We start from the raw sequence: 23,066 nt of genomic DNA on the forward strand, positions 1-23,066 counted from the left end.
AACGAACATTTATTAAAATATTAAATTGCATTTTTCAAAAAAATGCAATTTTTTTTTATTTTCAGGCAACCTTTTGCAAAAGATATCGTCTTATAGTTAGAAATTAATACATGAAGAATCTTGAACAGAATTTTTTACTGGCTAAAAAGCAAGACCGTAAAGGGCAAAAAGCTCTGTATGAAATGTTTTCGCCTAAAATGCTGGCCATTGCAAATTCTTATGTAAATAATCTTCATGACGCAGAAGATATTCTTCTGGGAGCATTTATGAAATGTTTTACAAAACTGAACGAATGCAGAGACTGGAAAAGCTTCCCGTTCTGGCTCAGGAAAATTATTGTGAATGATTCCATTACCTTCATCAGGAAAAATAAGAATATTCTATATGCTGATGTAGAAATTGCAGATGAATATAGTGAAAATGATGATGAATACCCGGAAGAAATAAATATTGAAGAAGTATTTTCCAAAATGCCGGTAGGATATAGACTGATTTTCAATTTATATGTCTTTGAAGAAAAAAAACATAGTGAAATTGCCGAAGTCCTTAACATTTCCGAAGGAACAAGTAAAAGCCAGCTGAGTAAAGCAAAAAAATGGCTTGCTGAATTTTTAAAAGCAAAAGAAAATGAAACAAAACATACTGAAACAATTAAAATCTGATTACGAGAAGCTTGAAATAAAGCCTTCTGCAGATCTTTGGAACAGAATTGATCAAATGGAGCAAGAAGATGAAAAAGTGCCCGTAATGATCCCTAAAAGATCATTCCAATGGTGGAAATATGCCGCTGTACTGGTTCTGTTATTTTCAGTGGGAGCATTGCTTTACTTCAATCAGGAAAAACCAGCAGGTAAAATTGATCTGATTACTAATACAAAGCCTATAGGCCATCATATTCAAACGAAAACCCATGATATAGATATAGAAAGTACTCAAATAAATCCTGTAGCAGAAAACGAAATGCCAAAGGAAAAAGAAGAGAAGAGGAATGCCACGAAAGTTATAAACAATACTGAAACCCATCAACCCGAAGTCCTTTTTGAAAATGGAAGTATGGTTCTGAATAAAGACGAGAAAATTATAGTTTCCAATAGCGAGATCAAAGCTCCGGTACTGGATGGAAATATCAATCCGATTTTAGATAAAACCTCACTTACAGAACAAAAAAAAGCTGAATACATACATGCTGACGAATTGCTTCAGGGAAGAGAATTTCAAAAGAAAAGGGAAGAGCACAGAACAGATGTCAGAAAGTTCGGATCATTGGATATAACGAAGATCAAGATAAAAGGGCCAAGTTCACTCAAAATTTTTGGAGTAACGGTGTATTCGGATTCATTGGAAAGCAAATAAACAATCATTTTTTATCACAAAAAACTGCCCCGAAATACAGGGACGGGGCTAAGATATTGTCTAAAAATTAATAAATAATATGAGAGCGAAATTAACATTAATTGCAGCTGTAATGGCTTTTGGCTATAGCTTTGCCCAGGAGTCTGATAATGGGCTGGGAATCTATTCCAAAAAAATTGACAGTATTGTAATTGCTGAAAAAAGCAGAATGAATAAAGAGCTGGATCAGATTGATAAGAAATTCAGGGAAAATAAATTGACAGCTGACGAAAAACAGAAACAGCGTACAGAAGTAGCCTCAAGATATGAGCAGATCATTAATGAAAAAATAGATGCTCAAAAGCAGGATCTTGAGATGGCTACCAAAGAACTTGTTAAAGATGCGGTATTTAAATCAAATGATACGATAAAAGATGGTAAAGATCAATTTTGGCTGGGACTGAACGGACTGAATTTGAGATTTAATGAGCGACAGAAGAGTAATAATCCGAAAAATTATCTGGAAACCTTTGAAATCTCAGGAAGTACAGCAGGAGCGGGGCTTACCGGAAAAGATGAGCCCTTTAAGTTTTACAATAAAAATTCTGATGTAAAAAATACCATTATCAATTCCTGGCAGCTTACTTTTTGGTACGGAAATCAGATTGGAAGCTATACCAGCCCGCTTTTCTACCGTTTCGGTCTTGGGGTAAGGTCTGATCAGTTTACTCCAAAGTACGGGCAGGCCTTTAAGCAGGATCAAAACTACCTGTTTGTCAGTGATTTTGACCGTGGAAATCTAAAGAAAAGTATTTTGTATAATACCTATGTCACAATTCCAATGGATCTTAAGTTTGTTTTAAACCCAAAATATAAAGAATATGGAGGTGTTAAATATCTGGATAACCGAAAAGAACAATTGTGCATTATTATGGGGATTTATGGTGGTATTAAGGTAGGAAGTGTTAATTATTCCAAGTATTCCACTGAAAATTCTAGCAGAATTGTAGAAAGAGAGAAAGTGATGCATGGAGTGAATGATTTTATTTTCGGAGGAAAATTTGGAATCAGTTATTACGGCTTTAATCTCTTCATTCAGAAAGATTTCACCCCATCCTTTAATAACGGTGCTTTACTGAAGAAAAAATATGGACTTCAGATAGGCATAGAAGTAGCAAGTCTTAATTTTTAATTAAATAATAAATTGATCATTTTATTGGTTATTAGATAAATTTATATGGTTTTTTTTGAGACTAACAAGTGTTTGTATAAGGAAAACCGCAATTTAAAACACACTATTTAAAAGTGTGTTTTTTTTTGTATTTTGGCACTTTAGTAAATATGAAAAATATTCAGTTATTAGGATTACTGCTGGTGGTTGTAGGCAGTTTTTTGCCTTTAGTTCATGTTCCTGTAATCGGGAACTGGAATTATTGGAAGCTAGATCATTACCTGGCAATTACCTGTTGGATTTTTGCTGCATGTGCTGTTTTTGGGATTGTAAATAACAATGCGAAAATGGTGAGGTTTTTTGGGGTTCTTCTTATTCTTTTATTTGCATTTACCCTTGCTGCTGTAAAAATGCAGTCTTTACAATATTTTAGTTTTTTACCTTTCAGATCGTGGCAGGAAGCTTTTGCAGGAGTGGTAAAATTAAAATGGGGCTGGGGGGTAGAATTCTTAGGAGCCATTCTGATGATTATTGCAGGAGGAAATAATAACTTAAATAAACGAAAACAGCTATGAAAATGAGTTTCCTGAAAATATTTTCAGCAGGGATATTGTTGATGACAGCTACACAGGCTAAATCCCAAAAGACAGAATCACAAAAACCGGATAACCCTGCTAAATGTGCCAATATAAAAGAAGGAAAATTTTTAAGGGCCAACTATCCGGAAGCTATATGGTATATGACTGTTAAAGATAATGTTCAGACCGAATATTTCAATAATGGAAAAGATTATATAAAGTCTACTTTGGTTTTTGTAGACGATTGCAATTACAAAGCTATTGTTATGGAGAAGTCTGATAAGAATGATCCGGCTCAGATAGGAGATGTTTTCAATAATAAAATAGTTGCTACTCAGGATAACCTTTTGAAGATCAATATGAAAATTGAAGGATCTCAGTTTGATGTAGTCTATGTAAAAGTAAAATAAATTTAATTATATAAATGAGGCATTTGCTTCATTTGAGCTAAAAATAAAAATTATATACATGAAAGAAGTATTCATCGTTTCCGCAGTAAGAACACCTATGGGGAGTTTTATGGGAAGTTTGTCAACGGTTCCGGCTACAAAACTGGGAGCTACTGCAGTAAAAGGAGCATTAGATAAAATTGGTCTTGATCCTAACCAGGTTCAGGAGATTTATATGGGAAATGTTCTGCAGGCTGGAGAAGGTCAGGCACCGGCTCGTCAGGTAGCATTAGGAGCAGGTCTTTCAATTAATACACCTTCCACTACAGTAAATAAAGTTTGTGCTTCAGGAATGAAAGCAGTAACAATGGCTGCTCAGGCAATCAAAGCTGGTGATGCAGAAGTAATTGTTGCAGGAGGTATGGAAAACATGTCTTCAGTTCCTCATTACTATAATGCAAGAGTAGCTACAAAATTAGGAGACATCAAAATGCTTGACGGTATGGTACTTGACGGTCTTACAGACGTTTACAATAAAGTACATATGGGAGTATGTGCAGAGAAATGTGCAGTAGACTATAATATCACCAGAGAAGATCAGGATAATTTTGCTATTGAATCTTATAAAAGATCAGCAAAAGCATGGAGTGAAGGGAAATTCAACGATGAAATCGTACCGGTTTCTATTCCTCAGAGAAAAGGAGAACCCGTAATTTTTGCTGAAGATGAAGAATACAAAGCTGTAAACTTTGACAGAATTACAACACTTCCTACCGTATTCAAAAAAGAAGAAGGAACAGTAACAGCAGCCAACGCTTCCACATTGAACGACGGAGCATCTGCATTGATCCTTGTTTCCAAAGAAAAAATGGAAGAACTGGGACTAAAACCTTTGGCAAAAATCGTTTCTTATGCTGATGCAGCCCAGGAGCCTGAAAACTTCACAACCGCACCGGCTAAAGCATTACCTATTGCTCTTAAAAAAGCAGGATTAGAGATTTCTGATATTGATTTCTTCGAATTCAACGAGGCATTCTCTGTTGTAGGATTAGCCAACAATAAAATCTTAGGATTAGATGCTGCTAAAGTAAACGTAAACGGAGGAGCGGTAGCATTAGGACACCCGCTGGGAAGCTCAGGCTCAAGAATTATTGTTACATTAATCAATGTATTGAAGCAAAACAATGCAAAATACGGTGCTGCAGCGATCTGTAATGGTGGTGGCGGCGCTTCTGCTATTGTGATTGAAAACTTATAATTGACGTATACAGCCACATTTTGTGGTTTCAGATATAAAAATCGGGGTCTTTAGACCCCGATTTTTTGGTTATAAAATAAAACGATACCGTCTTCCAGCCGTACCTTCAGGTTGATGATATAAAATTTCCCGCCAGATAACCCTCCCAGATAGCTTATAAACAGGAATGGAGGAGTTTCAGACCGTAAAATAGATATTATCCAGCCTTTAGAAAGTATAAGATAACGGGAAAGCTTTGCTGAATTAACAATCATTAATTAACAATTATTAATTCAAAATAAAATTAAAAACCACCGAATATTCAGTAGTTTTTCTATTTTTGTGCTACTAATATTTATTTGAAATGTCTGAAACTGAGAATCGACAGCCTAAAAACATAAAGAATAATCCTAAGATTATGAAAGCCTGGGCTGTATATGACTGGGCAAATTCCGTTTATTCACTGGTCATTACCTCTACTATTTTCCCTATTTATTACTCTATCCTTACCACAGCTTACGAAAAGAAAGAATATGTGGCAGAAACAAAATCATGGATTGATGTTCCGGTAAGGCATATGATTAAAATTTTTGGTGAAGAATACCAGCCGGATGCCGTGTACGGATATTCATTAACAATATCGTTCTTTATCGTAGTATTATTATCTCCGTTCTTATCTTCTTTGGCAGATACAATCGGGAATAAGAAATCATTCCTGCAGTTTTTCTGTTACCTGGGAGCAACATCATGTATGGGATTAGCCATGTTCACAGGAATGCATAACGTATTTCTGGGGCTTCTTTTCAGTATTACGGCCAGTGTAGGGTTCTGGGGAAGTTTGGTGTTCTACAACTCTTTCCTTCCAGATATTGCAACGCCGGACAGGCAGGATGCACTTTCCGCAAAAGGATATGTTTACGGATATATTGGTTCTGTAGTATTGGTGGTAATCTGTCTGGTACTGATTCAGGTTTTTGCTAAAGGAGCGGCACAGCAGCTTTTATTTACAAGAATCAGTTTCCTGCTAACCGGAGCATGGTGGTTCGGTTTCTCTCAATATACATTCAAGCATCTTCCGCAATTCGGTGATGTGAAAGATAAACTTCCGAAGGATCTTGTATTGCTAAACTATAAGAACATCTTCAAGAAACACGAAGAACAGGGAGGATTCTTCGAAGTATTAAAAGACAACCTAAGTTTCTATAAAGACATCGCAAAAGAAAGTTTCCATGAACTGTTCAAGGTAGGAGGAGAGCTTTTCAAAGACAGAAATCTGAAGTTCTTTTTATCCAGCTTTTTCTTTTACAGTGTGGGAATGCAAACGATATTCCTTATGGCAACCTTATTCGGGAAAAGTGAGATCAATCTTGCTCAGGATAAGTTAATAGGAACCCTGTTGGTAATTCAGATTGAAGCAATTATCGGGGCAGTTATCTTCTCCAGGTTGTCTAAAAGAATCGGAAACAGAAACGTTATTTCAATTGCAATTATATTATGGATTGTAGCTTGTATATGGGCTTTCTTCCTGAATAAGGAAAACCCGACAGTAGAATATCAGTTCTACGGAGTGGCTGCGGTTGTTGGATTAGTAATGGGAGGACTTCAGGCGATGTCCAGATCTACCTATTCAAAGCTGCTTCCAGAAGACTCTATGGAAAATACAACATTCTTTAGCTTCTATGATGTTTTAGAGAAAATAGCGATTATCATCGGAACGTTTATCTTTGCTACGCTGATTGAGCATTTCAATAATATGCGTATTGCAGCCTTATCCATGACCTTGTTTTTTGGAGCAGGATTAGTTTTAATCCGATTCCTGAAGGTCAAAATGCGAACCGACAGAGAAACTTTATAAAAAATTAAAAGACGTTATTTTTAACGTCTTTTTTTTATTTTCATGAATAAAAAACATTCATTTTGGTATTTAATTGAATTTATTTATATAGTTTCAATAAATGATAGAATGTAGTAATAATTTTTCACTATGTTTTGATTTTTTTTGTTTATTTGTAATAAACCACAAAATTATTAAAAACATGAAAAATTTTCTACTAATTTGCTTTTTACAATGTTGTGTTATTGGTTTTTCTCAGAAATTAAAACCGGTTGCACAAAAAGTTTCGGAATATCATAATGGGAAAACGGAACTTAAAAGCTATAATTTATTTGAGATCAATAAAGATGCAGATAAATTAGCTGAATACAAAAAGGCTGCAACAGATATTACTGTGATGTCTCTGAAGTCTTCAGAACTGAAAAAATTAATAAGAGAAAAACCTGATTTTCTGGAAATATCTTTTCCCTTTGACGGAGGCAGACAGATCACGGTTGAAATGTACAGACATCAGATTTTAACCAATGATTTTAAAGTAGTCACAGACAAAGGTAAAGTAGTAGACTATACACCGGGAGTTTATTATCAGGGAATTGTAAAAGGAGATAATACATCTATTGCTGCTTTCAGCTTTTTTAATAATGATGTTGTAGGAGTTGCTTCTACACTTGAATTAGGAAATATAGTACTTGGAAAAGCTAAAAATTCTGAAGATTTTGTCAACTATTCAGATTCAAAATTAACAGGTGCTAATCCATTTGCCTGTGAGGTAGACGGATTGAAAGAAAACCAGACTCAGAGACCTGTTTTTAATCCTAACAATACTAACAGTAAAAAAACGGATAATTGCGTAAGAATATACTATGAAGCAGGTTTCGGGCCTTATACCCAAAACGGAAGCAATACCACAACTACAACCAATTGGGTGACTGCAATGCATAATAATGTTACAACATTATATGCCAATGAGAATGTTAATGTGGCCTTAAGTGAAGTTTTTGTCTGGACAACTACTGATCCTTATTCAGGCTCACCAAGTGCAATTCTAAACCAGTTTAGAACTACCAGAACTAGTTTTAATGGTGATGTGGCACAATTATTAAGAAATCCTGCTACAACAAGTATTGCATATGTTAATTCATTATGTACCGATTATAGATATTCTTATTGTGGGATGAATTTAAACTACCAAAATGTACCCACTTATTCCTGGAATATAGAAGTTATGACCCATGAACTTGGGCATAATTTAGGTTCACCACATACGCATTCTTGTTTCTGGAATGGAAACAATACAGCTATTGATGGTTGCGGTCCTGCCTCAGGAAATAACGAAGGATGTACAGCTGCCCTTCCCCCTGCAGGCGGCGGAACGATTATGAGTTACTGCCATTTGGTAAGCAGTGTAGGTATTAATTTTGCAAATGGTTTTGGTGCGCAGCCAGGAACATTGATCAAAAATACAGTAGATTCAAAAGGATGTCTTGGTACCAATTGTACAGCATCATGTCCTACATCCATTACAAACTTTAAGGTTAACAATATCACTCAAACCTCTGCAAATGCAGATTTTACAGATACCTCTTCAACAGCATGGAAGTATAAATTAACTACTGCTAATGGAACTGCAATATCTTCAGGAAATACAAGCACTCCGTCTTTTAATTTTACAAACCTTCAGCCAGCCACTTATTATAGATTAAATGTGGGAACAGATTGTAGCGGACCTAATGCATTCCAGCTATCACAACTGTTCTTAACTGATGGAGTCTGGTGTGATGGAGTTCAGTTTCTAGACACTGGCGGATCAACCGGTCAATATGGAGATAATGAAGAACTTGTAAAGACATTTTATCCTGCTTCCGGCTCCTCTATGACAATGACATTTACCTCATTTGATCTTGAACAAGGCTACGATTTTATGTATGTGTATAATGGTCCTTCTACGGCTTCACCACTATTCGCCAATGGAAATAATCTGAGCGGAAGTACGGTTCCCGGCCCATTTACATCAACTGATCCTTCCGGAGCGATAACAGTAAGGTTTGTTTCAGATGGAGCAGTTACAGGGAATGGATGGAATGTGAATTTCTCCTGCAATGTTTTAGCAGTTGAAGATATCAATACCAAAAATAACTCAATAGATATTTATCCGAATCCTGCCAAAAATATGATTATCCTCTCTTCAAAAGAAAAGCTGAAAGGGTATAAAATTTACGACGAAGCCGGAAGACTGATAATTTCTGATTCTTCTTTAAAAGGAAACAAAAAAGAAATAAATCTTTCCTCAATTCATACAGGAAATTATGTAATTACAGTAGAAACAGAGAAGCAGACTATCAATAAAAAGCTGATCAAAGAATAATTTTAAAGAGTTTATTATAAAAAGCCTGATATTCTCAGGCTTTTTTCTTATATTTCATAGGAAAATTTCGGCCTGAGTTTTGCTTATATTCAGCGGAATAATTTTAACTTTGCAAAAAAGATTTATTGTCAATATGACCAACCCTTTATTTTATGCAAAAATAATCCTGTTTGGAGAATATGGAATGATTGAAGATTCCCAGGGGCTTGTAGTACCTTACAGCTTCTATAAAGGAACTTTGAAATTTTCAGATCTGAGTTCGGAATTTGAACTTAATTCCAACAGGCATCTGCAGAAATACTCAGACTTTCTTACAGCTCTTGATCTTTCCGATGATTTCAAATTGGATATTCAAAGCTTCAAAAAAGATATTTCAAACGGACTTTTCTTTGATTCTAATATTCCTCAGGGATATGGAGTAGGAAGTTCTGGAGCTCTGGTTGCAGCTATTTTTGAAAAATATTCAATCAGCAAACTAAATCCGGAGAACATCTCAAAAGATAATCTCAAAAAATTAAAAGCAGTTTTCGGAGAAATGGAAAGCTATTTCCATGGTAAAAGTTCAGGAATGGACCCTTTGATCTGTTATATGAACCTTCCGATTCTTATCGAAAATAAAGAAAACTTAGACAGGGTAGCTATTCCGGAAGGCGAAGAAGGAAAAGGAGCTATTTTCCTTATTGATTCAGGAATGACAGGCGAAACAGGACCGATGATTCAGATTTTCTTTGAAAAAATGAAAGCCGAAGGTTTCCGTAAAACCCTGAAAGAAGAGTTTATTCGTTACAATAACGCATGTATAGAAGCTTTCCTTAAAAAAGACATGAATCCTTTCTTCAGAAACCTTAAAAAGCTTTCCCACTGGGCTTATGAAAATTTCCGCCCGATGATCCCGGAAAGTATTTTTAATATCTGGAAAAAGGGACTGGATTCTAATGCTTATTATCTGAAACTCTGCGGAAGTGGCGGGGGCGGTTATATCTTAGGTTTTACCAAAGATTATGAAAAAGCAGAAAAAATGCTTGACGGCTTCCAGAAAGAGGTGATTTACAGATTTTAAACAGATTGGAATGAATTCTGAAAAAGAAACTTTCCAATCTAAAAATTATTTTACAAAATCTCTATTTTACAGATTTTCACAGTTCGTGGGCTTTCTGCTTGGGGCCCGTTTTTTTGTAGCAGCTCTGCTGACATTTGCGCTCTATGTTTCCACATTTTTCCTCTTTAATCAGGATGAATCTTTCAGAAATTTTGTGTTCGATTTCAAAGTTCACGGTATTATTTTCTGTACAGTTCTTACCATTCTTGCAGGAGGTATTATCAATCAGTTCTACGACCTGGAAAAAGACCATATTGTAAAACCTTTCAGAACGAGGGTGCAAAGCTTCATTAAACAGAAATATTTTTTATATGCTTATCTGGCGCTCACTGTAATTTCTTTGGGAGTAGCATGGATGATTTCTCATAATGTTTTTGCCTTTTTTGTAATATACCAGTTCTTTATGTGGTTTTACAGTCATAAATTGAGCAGGATACTCATTTTGAACAACCTCACGTTTGTAAGTCTTACATTATATCCATTCTTCGGAATGATGGTATACTACGAAACCTTTTCCAAGAAGGTATTCCTGATGGCCGTTTTTCTTTTTCTCATTTTACTTTGTATTGATATTGTAAAAGATACCCTTACTAAAAGTGTAGATAAAGCGTTTGGATATATCACTATTCCTAACTATTTTAAGAGCAGGAATACAAAAATTATCCTGATTTCTCTGCTAATGATTACTATGATTGTATCTATGAAAATCATTACGAAAACCGGTATTTCAGGATTTATGGCTTATTATTTTGCAGGAGGGTTGTTTATTATGATTTTCTGCATATATCTTTTCCTGAATTCTTCCCGTAAAAGTAATTTCTTTACGCTGAATCTATTACGATTTTGGGTTTTCGTAGGGATTATTGCCATGCTTTTAAATGGAATAGAGCATAAATTATAAAAAAAATCTTTAAATAAACTGAGGTTATTATTACCTTTGCGTAACTAAATTTAATAAATAGGAATGCCCATTTTTAATGATACTAAAATTGCATTTGCAGACAAGTCTGATGCACAATTGAGAAAGGCTTACTGGATGTTTAAAATGATTGAACAGCCTGCTCTTACAAGCCTTGGAACATCTATCCTGAATTTTACTGTACACAACAACTTTCCTTTTGTTACAGGAATTGTAAAAAATACCTTATTTGAACAATTCTGCGGGGGTGAAACCCGTGAAGAAAGTATGAAGGTGGTAAAACAGCTTTTCAAAAGAGGAGTAGGAAGTATTTTCGATTACTCCATTGAGGGTAAAGAAGATGAGGAAACTTTCGATGCCGTTTGTAAAGAAATTAAGGATATTGTAAGGTTCTCGGTTGGTAATCCGGCTATTCCTTTTATTGTGTTCAAACCTACCGCTTTTGGAAGAATTGACCTTTATGAAGCTGTTGTGAAAGGAGCTGAACTTACAACAAGCCAGAAAGAAGAATGGGAAAGAGTAGTAAGAAGATTTGATGAGGTATGCAGCCTTTGCCATGAAAACGATAAAAAAGTAATGGTTGATGCTGAAGAAACCTGGATGCAGGATGCGGCAGACCACCTTTGTGAAGAGATGATGGAGAAATATAACCAGGAAAAGCCAATTGTTTGGAATACTATCCAGATGTACAGAACCGGAAGACTGGAATATATGGAAGCTCATCTTCAGAGAGCCAGAGAGAAAAGTTATTTCATCGGATATAAAATTGTTCGCGGCGCTTATATGGAGAAAGAGAGAGCCAGAGCCGCAGAAAAAGGATATGCGGATCCTATTCAGCCTAGCAAAGACGCTTCAGATAAGAATTATAATGCGGGGATTGATTTTGTAATGAACCATTTAGACAGAGTTTCTGCATTCTTCGGTACCCATAATGAGATATCCTCCGAGTTGATCATGGATAAAATGAAAGGAAAATCTTTAGAAAATGACAATCCACATGTTTATTTCGGGCAGCTTTATGGAATGAGTGATAATATTACCTTCTATTTGTCCGATAAAGGCTATAATGTGGCTAAATACCTTCCATATGGGCCTGTAAAAGATGTAGTGCCATACCTTACGAGAAGAGCCCAGGAAAATACTTCTGTAGCTGGCCAGACCGGAAGAGAATTAGGATTGATCAAGAAAGAATTAGAAAGAAGAAAAAAATAGTAAAATACTGTTATAAAATAAACAAAAACCCGCAGCTCATGCGGGTTTTTTTATTTGAGTTAATTCAATGAAAATCAACGTATATATTGTTTATCTTCACAGGTTTAAATTCACATTCTGGAATTGATAATAATTCATATAATTAAATATTGCATTAATTATATGTTAAAATAATATTGTTTTTATTGTTGATTTGATTTTAAATTTTTATATTTGATAAAACTATAAAAACTAATGTATGAAAATATTTTCCCCCCATTACGATTCTGTAATGTAGAATACCTTCCGCTTCAATCATGATATCCATTATAAATCCAGACCCGTCTGAATTTTAAAAATAAAATAAAGCAATAGCTTTAGTTTTCTTCTTCAAATATTTTTTAACCTGGCCATTTTCTTTGGTCAGGTTTTTTAATTTTTTAAATAAAAGATTCCGGCCTATTATCTGATTTTATGGCTCAAAACTTTCGAATTTTCCATTTTCATAAAACAAAACAATACGTTTTATTTTATCAGTCTGATTACCAAGCGCTTGTATTATGGATTGATCATTAGAATTTCCTAATTGCTGAGAATCTGATATTTTTTCCGGAGCTTTACTTTGGGACGATATAACCGATTCTCCAAGACTTGTTTGAGGAACCTCCGTATCATTTTCATCAGTTCCGAACTCCTCATCGTTATTCATCATGGTAAACAGATCGGGCAGAGGAGTAGGCTTTACTTTCTCCTCTTCATCAGGTTCATTTAAAATTTCTGTTTCGGGTAATTGGGATTTCAGCATCTCGCCTTCACCTGTTACCAGCCAGTCCCAGAGAAGTTCAGGAAAGCGTGATTTTATTTTTATGATAAACTCAAGAGAGGGTTTGTTTCTTCCTGAAGTAATATGCGAAATAGAGGAGCGCTGTACGTCAATCTCATCAGCAAACTCAGAAGGAGTAAGATTCGAATACTCTATAATTTTGGAAATTCTTTCATTTAAACTCATAAAAATAAGCCTTTAATTATTTTACAAATGTAACTCTTATAATTTACAAATGCAAAATACAAATGTAAATAAATGAAAATTTCATCAGTATACATTTGTAACATAATTATAATTTATTTTAAATCAGAATATTAGAACTAAATTACATATGTATCTTATAATTGAATCTATTAAATACCATCTGCATTCATAAGGGATAGAATTACATTTATAACCACTTATTTTGCTTAAAAACTAATTTAATATTGTAAAATATTGCTCTTTTATAAATTATTTTTACTGCTAAACCTCCTTGAATTGTTAATTTACATTAGTAATCTCAGTAAATCTCTATTTTAGAGAGTAAAAGACCTCAAAGAAGCATTTAATACCATGAATAAGCTATTTAGTTGGATATACAATGGTAAATTACCGATGTAAATACCTTTTTATATGCCCTTTTAAGCTTCATAAACTCTAATTAACGAGATATATTATTTCAAATAAGCAACTATTTTATTTGTGCTCCCAAACATGTCAAAAAAAATTTGGTTGGAGCAAAATTTCCGTAAGAATTTTGATAGTAAAGACTTTTTACATTTGTATTTAATGATAAGAAACGGGGTTTTCCACAATTTATATGTTTAATAAAATAATCATTAAATGCCCTAAAACAGCTTTTTTGTGACTTCAAGTATTATTATAAATATTATTTAGATAAATATCATAACTAATTGATTTGTATATTACTAAATAGTACTAATTAAATTATTCGCAATCCACAATTTTATCCACAGACAAATTGTCTTCAAGTCTTGTTTAACCAAATTACAAATGTTAATGTTTTTTTTAAGTTCAAAACTATGCTTTTTAAATTTTGTAAATTTGAGTTTAATGAAGATGTCAAATGTAAATTCGCGTATTTTACACTTATTTACAAATGTTAATTTAAGTTTTTGGTCAAAAATGGCTAAATTTGAGCTTTGTAAACTATTTCCAACAATGAATTTTGAACAGATTTATTCTCCAACCCCCGATTTCTCTCATCGTTATATTTCCCCTGAAAAATTGTTTTCTTATCTACAGACAAATCTCAGCGATTATATTCAGGAGATCGGAAAATCATATTTAGATAAACCGATTTATCAGTTAAGTATCGGAACAGGAAACATTCATATATTGGCATGGTCACAAATGCACGGAAACGAATCCAATGCTACCCATGCGATGCTAGACCTTTTAGTAAGTCTTGATAAGGCTCCGGAAATGAAAGAAGATTTATTCAGTAAAATCAAATTGGATTTTATCTTCATGCTGAATCCGGACGGATCTGAAAAATGGACCAGGCTGAATGCTGCTGATATCGATCTGAACAGAGATTTCCATAACGAAGCCAGTAAAGAGATCAAATTTCTGAAAAAGGCTGCTGCTTCAAAAAAGTATGATTACGCATTAAATCTCCATGAGCAGAGAACGATTTTTACAACCGACGGTATCCATCCTGCTACACTTTCGTTTCTTGCCCCATCAGAAAATGTGGAACGAACTGTTACAGAAAATAGAAAAAGATGCATGGCAGTAATCGGAAGGGTTTATAATCATCTGAAGGAAATAATTCCGGATCAGATTGGAAGATATTCCGACGAATTTTATCCGACTTCTACAGGAGATAATTTTATTAAAGCAGGAATGCCTACCATCTTATTTGAAGGAGGACATTTTGTTAATGATTACACAAGAAAAGGAACCAGAAAATATTATACGATTGCGCTTTATTATGCATTGAAGGCAATCAGTGAACTGAATTCTGATATTACAGGTTGGGAAACCTATCTTGAAATCCCGGAAAACAAAGAAACGCACTATGATATTATTTACAGAAATGTAAAGCTGAATACTGAGCATGAATGTATTCTGGATATCGCTGTTCAATATAGGGAAATAAAAGAGGAGGGAAAAGATGAAATCTCTTTTATTCCTTTTGTTATGGAAGCAGGTGAGGTGAAGAAGAAAAAAGGCTGGCTGGAAATTGACTGTACAGGAAAGAAATTTATTTCTGCTACCAGATATCCAAAACTGGATTCAGTGGTAGACTTTAAAATAGAAGATTAAAAAAACCGGCAATCCAAAGGATTGCCGGTTTTTTATTATTTTCCTGTTTTTCATATCTGAAATTTAGATTAACTTAATTTCAGATAATCAAATATAGATTTAGTTTACAACCCTGATTCCGTTAGCTACAAATCTCACTTCTTCTTTAGGCTGGGTAATAGCATCAATTTCAGCCTGAGGTTTTTTTGCATCCTCCGCATAGTGCTTTTGCTCATTTACAGAAGTTACTTTTCTTTCTGCTGCACCTTCCAAGACTACATTTTTTCCTTTCAGAGCAGTAGGTACAAAGAAGGCATAATCTTTCATTTTTACAAAAAACTTAGAATTATCTTCAGTCTGAATTGTAAGCCAGCATCCTTTTTTATCGCAGACATCCGTTACTTTCCCTTTAACAGCTACGTTTTCAATTTTCTTATTGTCTTTTTTAAGCTGTTTGTTAAGCTTATCTACGGTAATTGCTTTTGATTCAATAGACGGAGAAACGCTTCCTCCATAAGTATCTCCTACTAAAGCATTCCCGGCAGGTGGTCCCATCTCTTGCGCATATGCCAAAGTGGAAACACTTACAGCAGCGGCAAATAATATAGCTTTGAATTTCATTTTTAATAATTTTCCCAAAAATACTAATTAAAATTGAATGATAAAGGAATAAAAAATGATAAAAAACAGGTGATTTAATGAATTTTAAGCAAAATTGAAAATAAAAGGCAGATTTGTTTATATTTGACGCCTATACTTGACTATGCAAAAAAAACTGAAACTATGGGACGCCATCATGCTGGTGATGGGTTCTATGATTGGAAGTGGGATCTTTATTGTAAGTGCTGATATGATGCGAAATCTGGGCTCAGGTTTCTGGCTGATTGTGGTATGGGTGATTACAGGTGTAATGACTGTAGCAGCCGCCATAAGCTATGGAGAGCTTTCAGCTTTGTTCCCGAAAGCCGGTGGACAATACACCTATCTGAAAGAAATTTTCGGAAAAAGAATGGGATTTCTTTACGGATGGGGACTGTTTACAGTCATACAAACCGGAACCATTGCTGCAGTAGCGATGGCTTTTGGAAAGTTTACAGCTTATCTTATTCCATCACTCAATGATGCTGCGCCTATTTTTCAAAGTGGAGAATTTAAAATTACATGGATACAGATTCTGGCGATCGCAGTTATTCTATTGCTTACTTATATCAATACCAGAGGAGTGGAAAGCGGAAAGATTCTTCAGAATATCTTTACAGGGTCTAAAATCATAGCTTTATTAGGACTCATTGCCGCAGGCTTTATATTGGTAGATCTTTCTCATTTATCTGAAAACTTCAGTTGGGGAACAGAGTCATTTAATAACCTTAAAAAAGATCTGAGCGGTAATTTTCTTAAAGAAGGCTGGGAGCCTATCGGAGGAATGACTTTACTGGGCGGTATTGCAGCAGCAATGGTAGGATCTGTTTTCAGTTCTGTAGCTTGGGAAAGCGTTACTTTCGTTTCAGGGGAGATTGAAAATCCGAAGAAAAATGTTGTGAAATCAATGATTTATGGTACTTCTGCCGTAATGATTCTTTATATAGCGGTAAACTTTGTATACTTGAATGCTCTGGACAGGGATTCAATTGCGTTTGCAACCAATGACAGGGTAGCAGTAGCTGCTTCACAGAATATTTTTGGAAGCGCAGGAACTATTATTATTGCATTGCTGGTGATGATTTCCACATTCGGATGTGATAACGGATTAATTTTGGCAGGGGCAAGAGTTTTCCAGACTATGGCAAAAGACGGAATGTTTTTCAAGTCAGCAGTAAAGAACAATAAAAATGAAGTTCCCGAAAATGCTTTATGGATGCAGGGAGCATGGGCTTCTATTCTTTGTCTGAGTGGCCAGTATGGAAACCTGTTGGATATGATATCATTTGTCATTGTTCTGTTTTATATGATTACAGTGTTTGGAGTTATTTATTTGAGAATAAAACAACCCGCTTTGGAAAGGCCATATAAGACCTGGCTTTATCCGGTAACACCTATTATTTATCTGGCAATAGGAGCGTGTTTCTGCATTTTACTTTTAATTTATAAACAGCAATACACGTGGCCGGGCTTCCTGCTGGTTCTTTTGGGGCTTCCGGTATACTATTTCATCAACCGTAAAAATGCGGACCGGTAAAGTTTAAATAAAAAATATAATTAGATAATAGATTAAGGGCTTTCAATTCAGATTGGAAGCCCTTCTTTTTGAATAATATTTTGATGGAATTTGATAATTATTTAGTGAAAATGTGTATTTTGGTATTTCGTTTTTTAAACGGGACCATGAAGTAAAAAAACAATAAGTTATGGATACACCAAATTACAGAATGCCTTTCGTACCGTCTACTTTAATGACCGAAGGCGGCAGTATCGATACCTGCGATATGGGAGAAAGTATAGCCCACAATATTATGCTGCTGATCACCACCAAAAAAGGGGAGAACAGATATGATGAAAACTACGGAAACGATGTTTGGAACCTGGAATTCGATAACGGAGTCACAAGTGCCATCTGGGAAAGTGTTTTCATTAAAAGTCTTCGAAGACAGATCCAGGAATATGAACCAAGGATTGTACAGCCACAGATCGATGCCCACATACAATTTGTAGAACACAGCTACGACACCAAAGAGCACACAGAAATTAAAAAGAAAGTAAGAATTGCCATCAATGCAAAAATGGAAGAAACAGGAGAACGCTTCAGTTTTTCAACAGAACTGTTTCTAAGTCCTATGTCTATTGATTAATATTTTTAACACCAAAGAAAAATCATGAATTTAGATCAGAATATTTATTCCAAAGAATCTGTAAAAGCGAGAATGCTTCAGAATGCCACTAAAGTATGGGGACTGAAAAGCCCGCAGTCTTTAGATCCCTTTGTGAAATTGCTAATAGACGCATTCAGTACAGAAGTTTTTAAAGCGAATAATGAAATACAGACGGTAAATGCCCGTATATTGGAAAAACTGGCAAAACTTCTTACACCGTCTATTTATACCCACCCGATTCCTGCGCACTCCGTTGCTTTTACACAGCCTTATGAGTCTTCCGAAATTTTATTGGAACACACGGAATTTTTCTTCCGTAAGCAAATGACATCTACAGTGAAATCGGAGTCAGACAAACAGCTGAACATTCCTTTTACACCGGTAGGAAATGTAAGGATCAACAAAGTTCATACTTCAATTATGTTTGTAGGAAATACCTGTTATAGTATTGATGACAGATTTAATAAAATCCCAATTGCCCGATTCCAAGGAAGACCGGAAGATTACAGGAGAATTACAATAGGAGTGGATGTAAGCAAATACATCAGTGAGAATTTTCCTAAATACCTGAGCGTATTTTGTTCCAATCCAGCTTTTGAGCACCTGGATTTCGTATATAAACTATTGCCATATATCACGGTTTCCAGTAATGGGAATCCTCTTTTTGTGAGAGAAGGGTTAAGCTATCTTTCCGAAAACCAGATAGATGGATATGAGCAGATGTTCAAAGAGCAATCTATCAAAAACAAAGTGATTGAAGATATTAAAAGTATCTATCGTCATAAATTTATTGAAGTAACAGGAATTTCTAATAGTTTATTCTCTGAGCCCGGACAACTTCCGCAAAACCTGGATTTTTTAGCAGGAAAAGAAGAGATTATTAGGTTTATAGAGAATAAAAAATATCTATGGCTTACTTTCGAATTCCCACCTCAGTTTTCTTCCGAAATTCTTGATAACTTTTCTTTTGTATTAAATGCTTTTCCGGTATATAACAGAGGCTGGAAGAAAACAGAGTACAGCCTGGATATTATGGGAAATAATATCCCTCTGGTAACAGATGAAGGAGAACATTTTCTGTATGTAGATGAGGTTCAGGATGGTGACGGAAGAAAATATACTGAAATTCCTTTCACACCTGCCGATGACCTTAAAAAAGGATTGTATACGGTAAGAAAAGGAGGAATGGAGCGTTTTACTAATAGAAATGCAGTAGATATGATCGCCAATGTTCTGGAGCTGACAAGAGATGAAATTGCAGCATTTTCCCTTTTAAACAGGGATAACGTGAAAGGTGTTCTCAGCGAAATGTCTGATAAAATGAAATCGATGGTACAAAAAGTGAACAATGCTAAAAGAAGTATCAAACAGGAACTGAATTATGTTATTATGGAGCCCGTAGAAAAGACAGACCATACTTATGCTGCTTTCTGGGTAACTCATTGTACACTGGCGAATCATATGCGTCCAGGAACAGAACTTTCCAATCAGTTGAAATCCCAAACCGTTGTGTTGTTAACAGAAACATTGGGTGGTGCAGAAGAGCAGAAAGGAACAGACAGTATTCAGGCTTACAAATATGCTCTTACGACAAGAGATAAGATCATTTCTCTTGAAGACGTTAAGAACTACTGCCGTATGATTCTAAAAGATGAGCTAAGAGAAGTAAGAGTAAGAAGAGGAACAATGATCAGCAATAAACCTAAAGAAGGATTTGTAAGAACTGTTGAGGTAGAAATCATTCCACAGAATTATTCTTTCTACGGAAGAGCGTACTGGGAAAATATGGCCAATATTCTCAGAAATCAGATCATCGCAAAAGCTATTGATGGTATTGAATATCTTGTGAAAATAAGCAATGAAGATATCGAATTTCAGGATATGTAAACTTCTTTAAAACAATATTGATTTAAAATATAAAATGCCGTAATTAATACGGCATTTTTAATATTCAATATATTCAAAAGATCCACAGAACCTTCAAAATCTACGTGATTTATAATATTGAGTCTAATTGAAGGAAGTCTCGTTTATTAAAAAGAAGGCTGTCCATTGGCTTTTGCCTGAACAATCTGTCGCTGTACAAAACTTTTACTGAAAATCTTCGTGAATTTATCCAACTTTTCTCCCTTTTATAATGAAAAAAATTCCATAAAATTCCGTAATTTTGCACGTTGTGATTTTCAGGCAAAATCATCCCAAATTATGAGCAAATCAACAGAATATATAGAAGTTTACGGAGCACGTGAACACAATCTAAAAAATATTAATGTTAAAATTCCACGCAATGAACTGGTCGTGATTACCGGTCTTTCAGGAAGTGGAAAATCCTCACTGGCTTTTGATACAATTTTTGCAGAAGGCCAGCGCCGTTATATTGAAACATTCTCTGCATATGCACGCCAGTTCCTTGGTGGTCTGGAACGTCCTGATGTAGATAAAATTGAAGGACTGTCTCCTGTTATTGCCATTGAGCAGAAAACAACCAATAAAAACCCGCGATCTACCGTTGGTACCGTTACTGAACTGTATGACTTCCTGCGTCTTTTGTATGCAAGGGTTTCGGATGCATACTCTTTATCTACCGGACAGAAACTGGTAAGCTATACCGAAGATCAGATCCTGGAAACCATCAAAGAGAACTATAAAAAAGAAAAGATCATGTTATTAGCCCCTGTGGTACGTTCCAGAAAAGGACATTACCATGAACTTTTTGTACAGATGGCGAAAAAAGGCTACGGACAGGCAAGAATAGACGGTGAATTGCAGGATATTGAATATGATTTAAAACTTGATCGTTATAAAACCCACGATATTGATATTGTGATTGATCGTTGGATCATTGGAGAAAGCGCTTCAGAAGGAAGAATGGAAAAATCACTGCGGACTGCGATGGAAATGGGGGAAGGAATTATCGGAATTCAGAAGCTGGGAAGTACAGACATTGAATATTTTTCAAAAAACCTTATGGATGCGGAAACCGGTCACTCGTTAGCATTGCCGGAACCCAATACATTTTCATTCAACTCTCCGAAAGGAAGCTGCCCGAACTGTAAAGGACTGGGAACTATCAAGAAGATCAACACGGATTATTTTATAGACAATCCAAAACTATCGATCAACCAGGGAGGGTTGCTGCCGTTGGAAGACATCAAGTCAAACAAATGGATTCTTTCACAAATCAAAAATATTCTGGAGATCTTCGGATTGGGATTAACTACACCAATGCAGGATATTCCGGAAGAAGCATTAGAGTATATCTACAACGGATGCCATAAAGAATTCAATAAAGATCTTAAATACGCTGGAATCACTAAAAAGATAAAGATCAGTTTTGATGGTCTGATTGCTTTCATGGAGGAAATAATCGATGAAAGAGAATCTTATGAAGCGATTTTACTGGAAAGACACTTTACAACAGAAGAAACCTGCCCGGAATGTCACGGAACCCGTCTTCAGCCTTCAAGTTTAAGCTTTAAAATTGACGGAAAGAATATTGCTGAGGTTAATGGTTTAAGTCTGGCTGATTTAAAAGACTGGTTAGCCGATGTTAAAGATAAATTCTCAGAAAAAAACAAAATTATAGCCCACGAGATCTTAAAAGAAATTGAAACGAGACTTCAGTTTTTATTAGATGTTGGTTTAGATTATTTAAGTCTGAGCAGGAGTTCAAAAACCCTTTCCGGAGGAGAATCACAGAGGATTCGTCTCGCAACGCAGATCGGTTCTCAGCTGGTCAATGTATTGTATATCCTTGATGAACCGAGTATTGGACTTCACCAGAGAGATAATGAAAGACTGATTCATTCCCTGAAAAACCTGAGAGATATCGGAAATTCTGTTCTGGTTGTGGAACATGATAAAGACATGATTCTGGAAGCCGATGAGGTACTGGACATTGGTCCGAGAGCAGGAAAATTCGGTGGAGAGATCCTTTGGCAAGGGAAACCGAAAGACCTGTTGAAAGCAGATACCATCACTGCTCAATACATCAATGGAAAAAGAAAAATTGCAATTCCTGAAGAAAGAAGAGGGGGAAGCGGTAAAAATATTGTTTTAAAAGGAGCTACAGGAAACAATCTTAAAAATGTAACCCTGGATATTCCCCTTGGAAAACTGGTAGTAGTAACCGGAATTTCAGGAAGTGGAAAATCTTCACTGATCAACGGAACATTATATCCGATTCTTAACAAACACTTCTACAGAGCGGTTCAGGAACCTTTACCTTATAAAAAGATTGAAGGGCTGGATAATATCGATAAAATTGTAGATGTAGACCAGACACCAATCGGAAGAACACCACGTTCAAATCCCGCTACCTATACCGGAATGTTTACCGATATCAGAAACCTTTTTGCAGAATTGCCGGAAAGTAAAATCCGTGGATATAAGCCGGGAAGATTCTCTTTCAACGTAAAAGGGGGAAGATGTGAAACCTGTCAGGGTGGAGGATTGAAAGTGATCGAAATGAATTTCCTTCCCGATGTATATGTACATTGCGAAACCTGTAACGGAAAACGCTTCAACAGGGAAACGCTGGAAGTTCGTTACAAAGGAAAATCAATCTCAGATGTTCTGGATATGACCATTGATGAAGCGGTAGAGTTTTTCCAGCCGATTCCTAAGATTTTTGCAAAAGTAAAAACCCTGCAGGATGTAGGATTGGGATATATTACCTTGGGACAGCAATCAACAACCCTTTCAGGAGGTGAAGCACAGCGTATCAAGTTAGCAACCGAATTGGCAAAAAGACAAACCGGAAACACCCTTTATATCCTTGATGAACCCACTACAGGATTGCATTTTGAAGACGTAAAAATTCTGATGGATGCCATCAATCAGTTAGTAGAACTTGGAAACTCGTTCATTATCATTGAGCACAATATGGATGTGATCAAATTAGCCGACCATATTATTGATGTTGGACCGGAAGGAGGAAAGTATGGCGGACAGATCGTAGCACAGGGTACTCCTGAGGAAATTGTGAAGTCGAAGAAAAGTTTGACGGGGAAGTTTTTGAAGAGGGAACTGGAGTAAAACTACATAAAATATATTACGGAAAACC

At 35.5% G+C, this 23,066-nt stretch carries 19 protein-coding genes; 16 read left to right on the forward strand and 3 right to left on the reverse strand.

Features of this window, described 5'->3' with window-relative positions:
• Window positions 1-110: 110 nt before the first annotated feature.
• From F3J23_RS06155 to F3J23_RS06180, 6 genes are all read left to right on the forward strand, one after another.
• A complete protein-coding gene (locus tag F3J23_RS06155) occupies window positions 111-662 on the forward strand; it encodes an RNA polymerase sigma factor (protein ID WP_167025700.1) in 552 nt (183 codons plus the stop codon).
• Window positions 628-1,353 (forward strand): hypothetical protein, encoded by a 726-nt coding sequence (locus F3J23_RS06160; RefSeq protein WP_167025703.1) that lies wholly within the window; start codon window positions 628-630, stop codon window positions 1,351-1,353. The genes F3J23_RS06155 and F3J23_RS06160 overlap by 35 nt, the downstream gene beginning before the upstream one ends.
• 79 nt (window positions 1,354-1,432) lie before the next feature.
• Window positions 1,433-2,524 (forward strand): hypothetical protein, encoded by a 1,092-nt coding sequence (locus tag F3J23_RS06165; RefSeq protein WP_167025705.1) that lies wholly within the window; start codon window positions 1,433-1,435, stop codon window positions 2,522-2,524.
• A gap of 149 nt (window positions 2,525-2,673) precedes the next feature.
• Window positions 2,674-3,078: a hypothetical protein gene (locus F3J23_RS06170; RefSeq protein ID WP_167025708.1), complete on the forward strand. Its 405-nt coding sequence runs from the start codon at window positions 2,674-2,676 to the stop codon at window positions 3,076-3,078.
• Entirely contained in the window at window positions 3,075-3,491 is a 417-nt protein-coding gene (locus F3J23_RS06175; protein WP_167025711.1) for a hypothetical protein, read from the forward strand. Before F3J23_RS06170 ends, F3J23_RS06175 begins: the two co-directional genes overlap by 4 nt.
• A gap of 58 nt (window positions 3,492-3,549) precedes the next feature.
• Entirely contained in the window at window positions 3,550-4,728 is a 1,179-nt protein-coding gene (locus F3J23_RS06180) for an acetyl-CoA C-acyltransferase (protein WP_167025714.1), read from the forward strand.
• A 50-nt stretch (window positions 4,729-4,778) separates the two neighbouring features.
• Here F3J23_RS06180 and F3J23_RS06185 read toward each other — a convergent pair whose 3' ends face one another.
• Window positions 4,779-4,982 (reverse strand): hypothetical protein, encoded by a 204-nt coding sequence (locus F3J23_RS06185; protein ID WP_167025717.1) that lies wholly within the window; start codon window positions 4,980-4,982, stop codon window positions 4,779-4,781.
• 89 nt (window positions 4,983-5,071) lie between these two features.
• On the opposite strand from F3J23_RS06185, the gene F3J23_RS06190 reads away from it, so the two are divergent.
• From F3J23_RS06190 to F3J23_RS06210, 5 genes are all read left to right on the forward strand, one after another.
• Window positions 5,072-6,562 carry an MFS transporter gene (locus F3J23_RS06190; protein WP_167025720.1) on the forward strand — a complete coding sequence of 497 codons (1,491 nt, stop codon included), beginning with the start codon at window positions 5,072-5,074 and terminating at the stop codon, window positions 6,560-6,562.
• A gap of 181 nt (window positions 6,563-6,743) precedes the next feature.
• Window positions 6,744-8,906 carry a M12 family metallo-peptidase gene (locus F3J23_RS06195; protein ID WP_167025724.1) on the forward strand — a complete coding sequence of 721 codons (2,163 nt, stop codon included), beginning with the start codon at window positions 6,744-6,746 and terminating at the stop codon, window positions 8,904-8,906.
• Between the two features lie 133 nt (window positions 8,907-9,039).
• Window positions 9,040-9,966, forward strand: coding sequence for a mevalonate kinase (locus F3J23_RS06200; RefSeq protein WP_167025727.1), 927 nt, complete (start codon window positions 9,040-9,042; stop codon window positions 9,964-9,966).
• Between the two features lie 10 nt (window positions 9,967-9,976).
• Window positions 9,977-10,906 (forward strand): UbiA family prenyltransferase, encoded by a 930-nt coding sequence (locus tag F3J23_RS06205; protein WP_185156432.1) that lies wholly within the window; start codon window positions 9,977-9,979, stop codon window positions 10,904-10,906.
• A 63-nt stretch (window positions 10,907-10,969) separates the two neighbouring features.
• A complete protein-coding gene (locus tag F3J23_RS06210) occupies window positions 10,970-12,136 on the forward strand; it encodes a proline dehydrogenase family protein (protein ID WP_167025730.1) in 1,167 nt (388 codons plus the stop codon).
• A gap of 451 nt (window positions 12,137-12,587) precedes the next feature.
• On the opposite strand, the gene F3J23_RS06215 is transcribed toward F3J23_RS06210, so the two are convergent.
• The gene (locus F3J23_RS06215; protein ID WP_167025733.1) at window positions 12,588-13,124 is read right to left on the reverse strand and encodes a helix-turn-helix domain-containing protein; all 537 of its coding nucleotides are present in this window, start codon (window positions 13,122-13,124) and stop codon (window positions 12,588-12,590) included.
• 981 nt (window positions 13,125-14,105) lie between these two features.
• Here F3J23_RS06215 and F3J23_RS06220 point away from each other — a divergent pair.
• Complete coding sequence (locus F3J23_RS06220) at window positions 14,106-15,215, forward strand: M14 family zinc carboxypeptidase (protein ID WP_167025736.1); 1,110 nt, start codon at window positions 14,106-14,108, stop codon at window positions 15,213-15,215.
• A gap of 99 nt (window positions 15,216-15,314) precedes the next feature.
• On the opposite strand, the gene F3J23_RS06225 is transcribed toward F3J23_RS06220, so the two are convergent.
• Entirely contained in the window at window positions 15,315-15,815 is a 501-nt protein-coding gene (locus F3J23_RS06225; RefSeq protein ID WP_167025739.1) for a DUF4920 domain-containing protein, read from the reverse strand.
• Window positions 15,816-15,957: 142 nt separating this feature from the next.
• On the opposite strand from F3J23_RS06225, the gene F3J23_RS06230 reads away from it, so the two are divergent.
• The 4 genes from F3J23_RS06230 (at window position 15,958) to uvrA (ending at window position 23,038) form a co-directional block, all read left to right on the forward strand.
• Window positions 15,958-17,370: an APC family permease gene (locus tag F3J23_RS06230; RefSeq protein ID WP_167025742.1), complete on the forward strand. Its 1,413-nt coding sequence runs from the start codon at window positions 15,958-15,960 to the stop codon at window positions 17,368-17,370.
• Window positions 17,371-17,539: 169 nt separating this feature from the next.
• Window positions 17,540-17,980 (forward strand): GPW/gp25 family protein, encoded by a 441-nt coding sequence (locus tag F3J23_RS06235; RefSeq protein ID WP_066692510.1) that lies wholly within the window; start codon window positions 17,540-17,542, stop codon window positions 17,978-17,980.
• 24 nt (window positions 17,981-18,004) lie between these two features.
• Entirely contained in the window at window positions 18,005-19,888 is a 1,884-nt protein-coding gene (locus F3J23_RS06240) for a type VI secretion system baseplate subunit TssF (protein WP_167025745.1), read from the forward strand.
• A 318-nt stretch (window positions 19,889-20,206) separates the two neighbouring features.
• On the forward strand, window positions 20,207-23,038 hold the full coding sequence (gene uvrA, locus F3J23_RS06245) for an excinuclease ABC subunit UvrA (protein ID WP_167025748.1): 2,832 nt from the start codon (window positions 20,207-20,209) through the stop codon (window positions 23,036-23,038).
• Window positions 23,039-23,066 lie beyond the last annotated feature (28 nt).

The organism is Chryseobacterium sp. Tr-659 (genome assembly GCF_011752975.1).
Classification (GTDB): Bacteria; Bacteroidota; Bacteroidia; order Flavobacteriales; family Weeksellaceae; genus Chryseobacterium.

Coding starts and splice junctions, on each gene's coding strand:
- F3J23_RS06155 (WP_167025700.1), top strand. CDS start 111: ATGAAGAATCTTGAACAGAATTTTTTACTGGCTAAAAAGCAAGACCGT.
- F3J23_RS06160 (WP_167025703.1), top strand. CDS start 628: ATGAAACAAAACATACTGAAACAATTAAAATCTGATTACGAGAAGCTT.
- F3J23_RS06165 (WP_167025705.1), top strand. CDS start 1,433: ATGAGAGCGAAATTAACATTAATTGCAGCTGTAATGGCTTTTGGCTAT.
- F3J23_RS06170 (WP_167025708.1), top strand. CDS start 2,674: ATGAAAAATATTCAGTTATTAGGATTACTGCTGGTGGTTGTAGGCAGT.
- F3J23_RS06175 (WP_167025711.1), top strand. CDS start 3,075: ATGAAAATGAGTTTCCTGAAAATATTTTCAGCAGGGATATTGTTGATG.
- F3J23_RS06180 (WP_167025714.1), top strand. CDS start 3,550: ATGAAAGAAGTATTCATCGTTTCCGCAGTAAGAACACCTATGGGGAGT.
- F3J23_RS06185 (WP_167025717.1), bottom strand. CDS start 4,982: ATGATTGTTAATTCAGCAAAGCTTTCCCGTTATCTTATACTTTCTAAA.
- F3J23_RS06190 (WP_167025720.1), top strand. CDS start 5,072: ATGTCTGAAACTGAGAATCGACAGCCTAAAAACATAAAGAATAATCCT.
- F3J23_RS06195 (WP_167025724.1), top strand. CDS start 6,744: ATGAAAAATTTTCTACTAATTTGCTTTTTACAATGTTGTGTTATTGGT.
- F3J23_RS06200 (WP_167025727.1), top strand. CDS start 9,040: ATGACCAACCCTTTATTTTATGCAAAAATAATCCTGTTTGGAGAATAT.
- F3J23_RS06205 (WP_185156432.1), top strand. CDS start 9,977: ATGAATTCTGAAAAAGAAACTTTCCAATCTAAAAATTATTTTACAAAA.
- F3J23_RS06210 (WP_167025730.1), top strand. CDS start 10,970: ATGCCCATTTTTAATGATACTAAAATTGCATTTGCAGACAAGTCTGAT.
- F3J23_RS06215 (WP_167025733.1), bottom strand. CDS start 13,124: ATGAGTTTAAATGAAAGAATTTCCAAAATTATAGAGTATTCGAATCTT.
- F3J23_RS06220 (WP_167025736.1), top strand. CDS start 14,106: ATGAATTTTGAACAGATTTATTCTCCAACCCCCGATTTCTCTCATCGT.
- F3J23_RS06225 (WP_167025739.1), bottom strand. CDS start 15,815: ATGAAATTCAAAGCTATATTATTTGCCGCTGCTGTAAGTGTTTCCACT.
- F3J23_RS06230 (WP_167025742.1), top strand. CDS start 15,958: ATGCAAAAAAAACTGAAACTATGGGACGCCATCATGCTGGTGATGGGT.
- F3J23_RS06235 (WP_066692510.1), top strand. CDS start 17,540: ATGGATACACCAAATTACAGAATGCCTTTCGTACCGTCTACTTTAATG.
- F3J23_RS06240 (WP_167025745.1), top strand. CDS start 18,005: ATGAATTTAGATCAGAATATTTATTCCAAAGAATCTGTAAAAGCGAGA.
- uvrA (WP_167025748.1), top strand. CDS start 20,207: ATGAGCAAATCAACAGAATATATAGAAGTTTACGGAGCACGTGAACAC.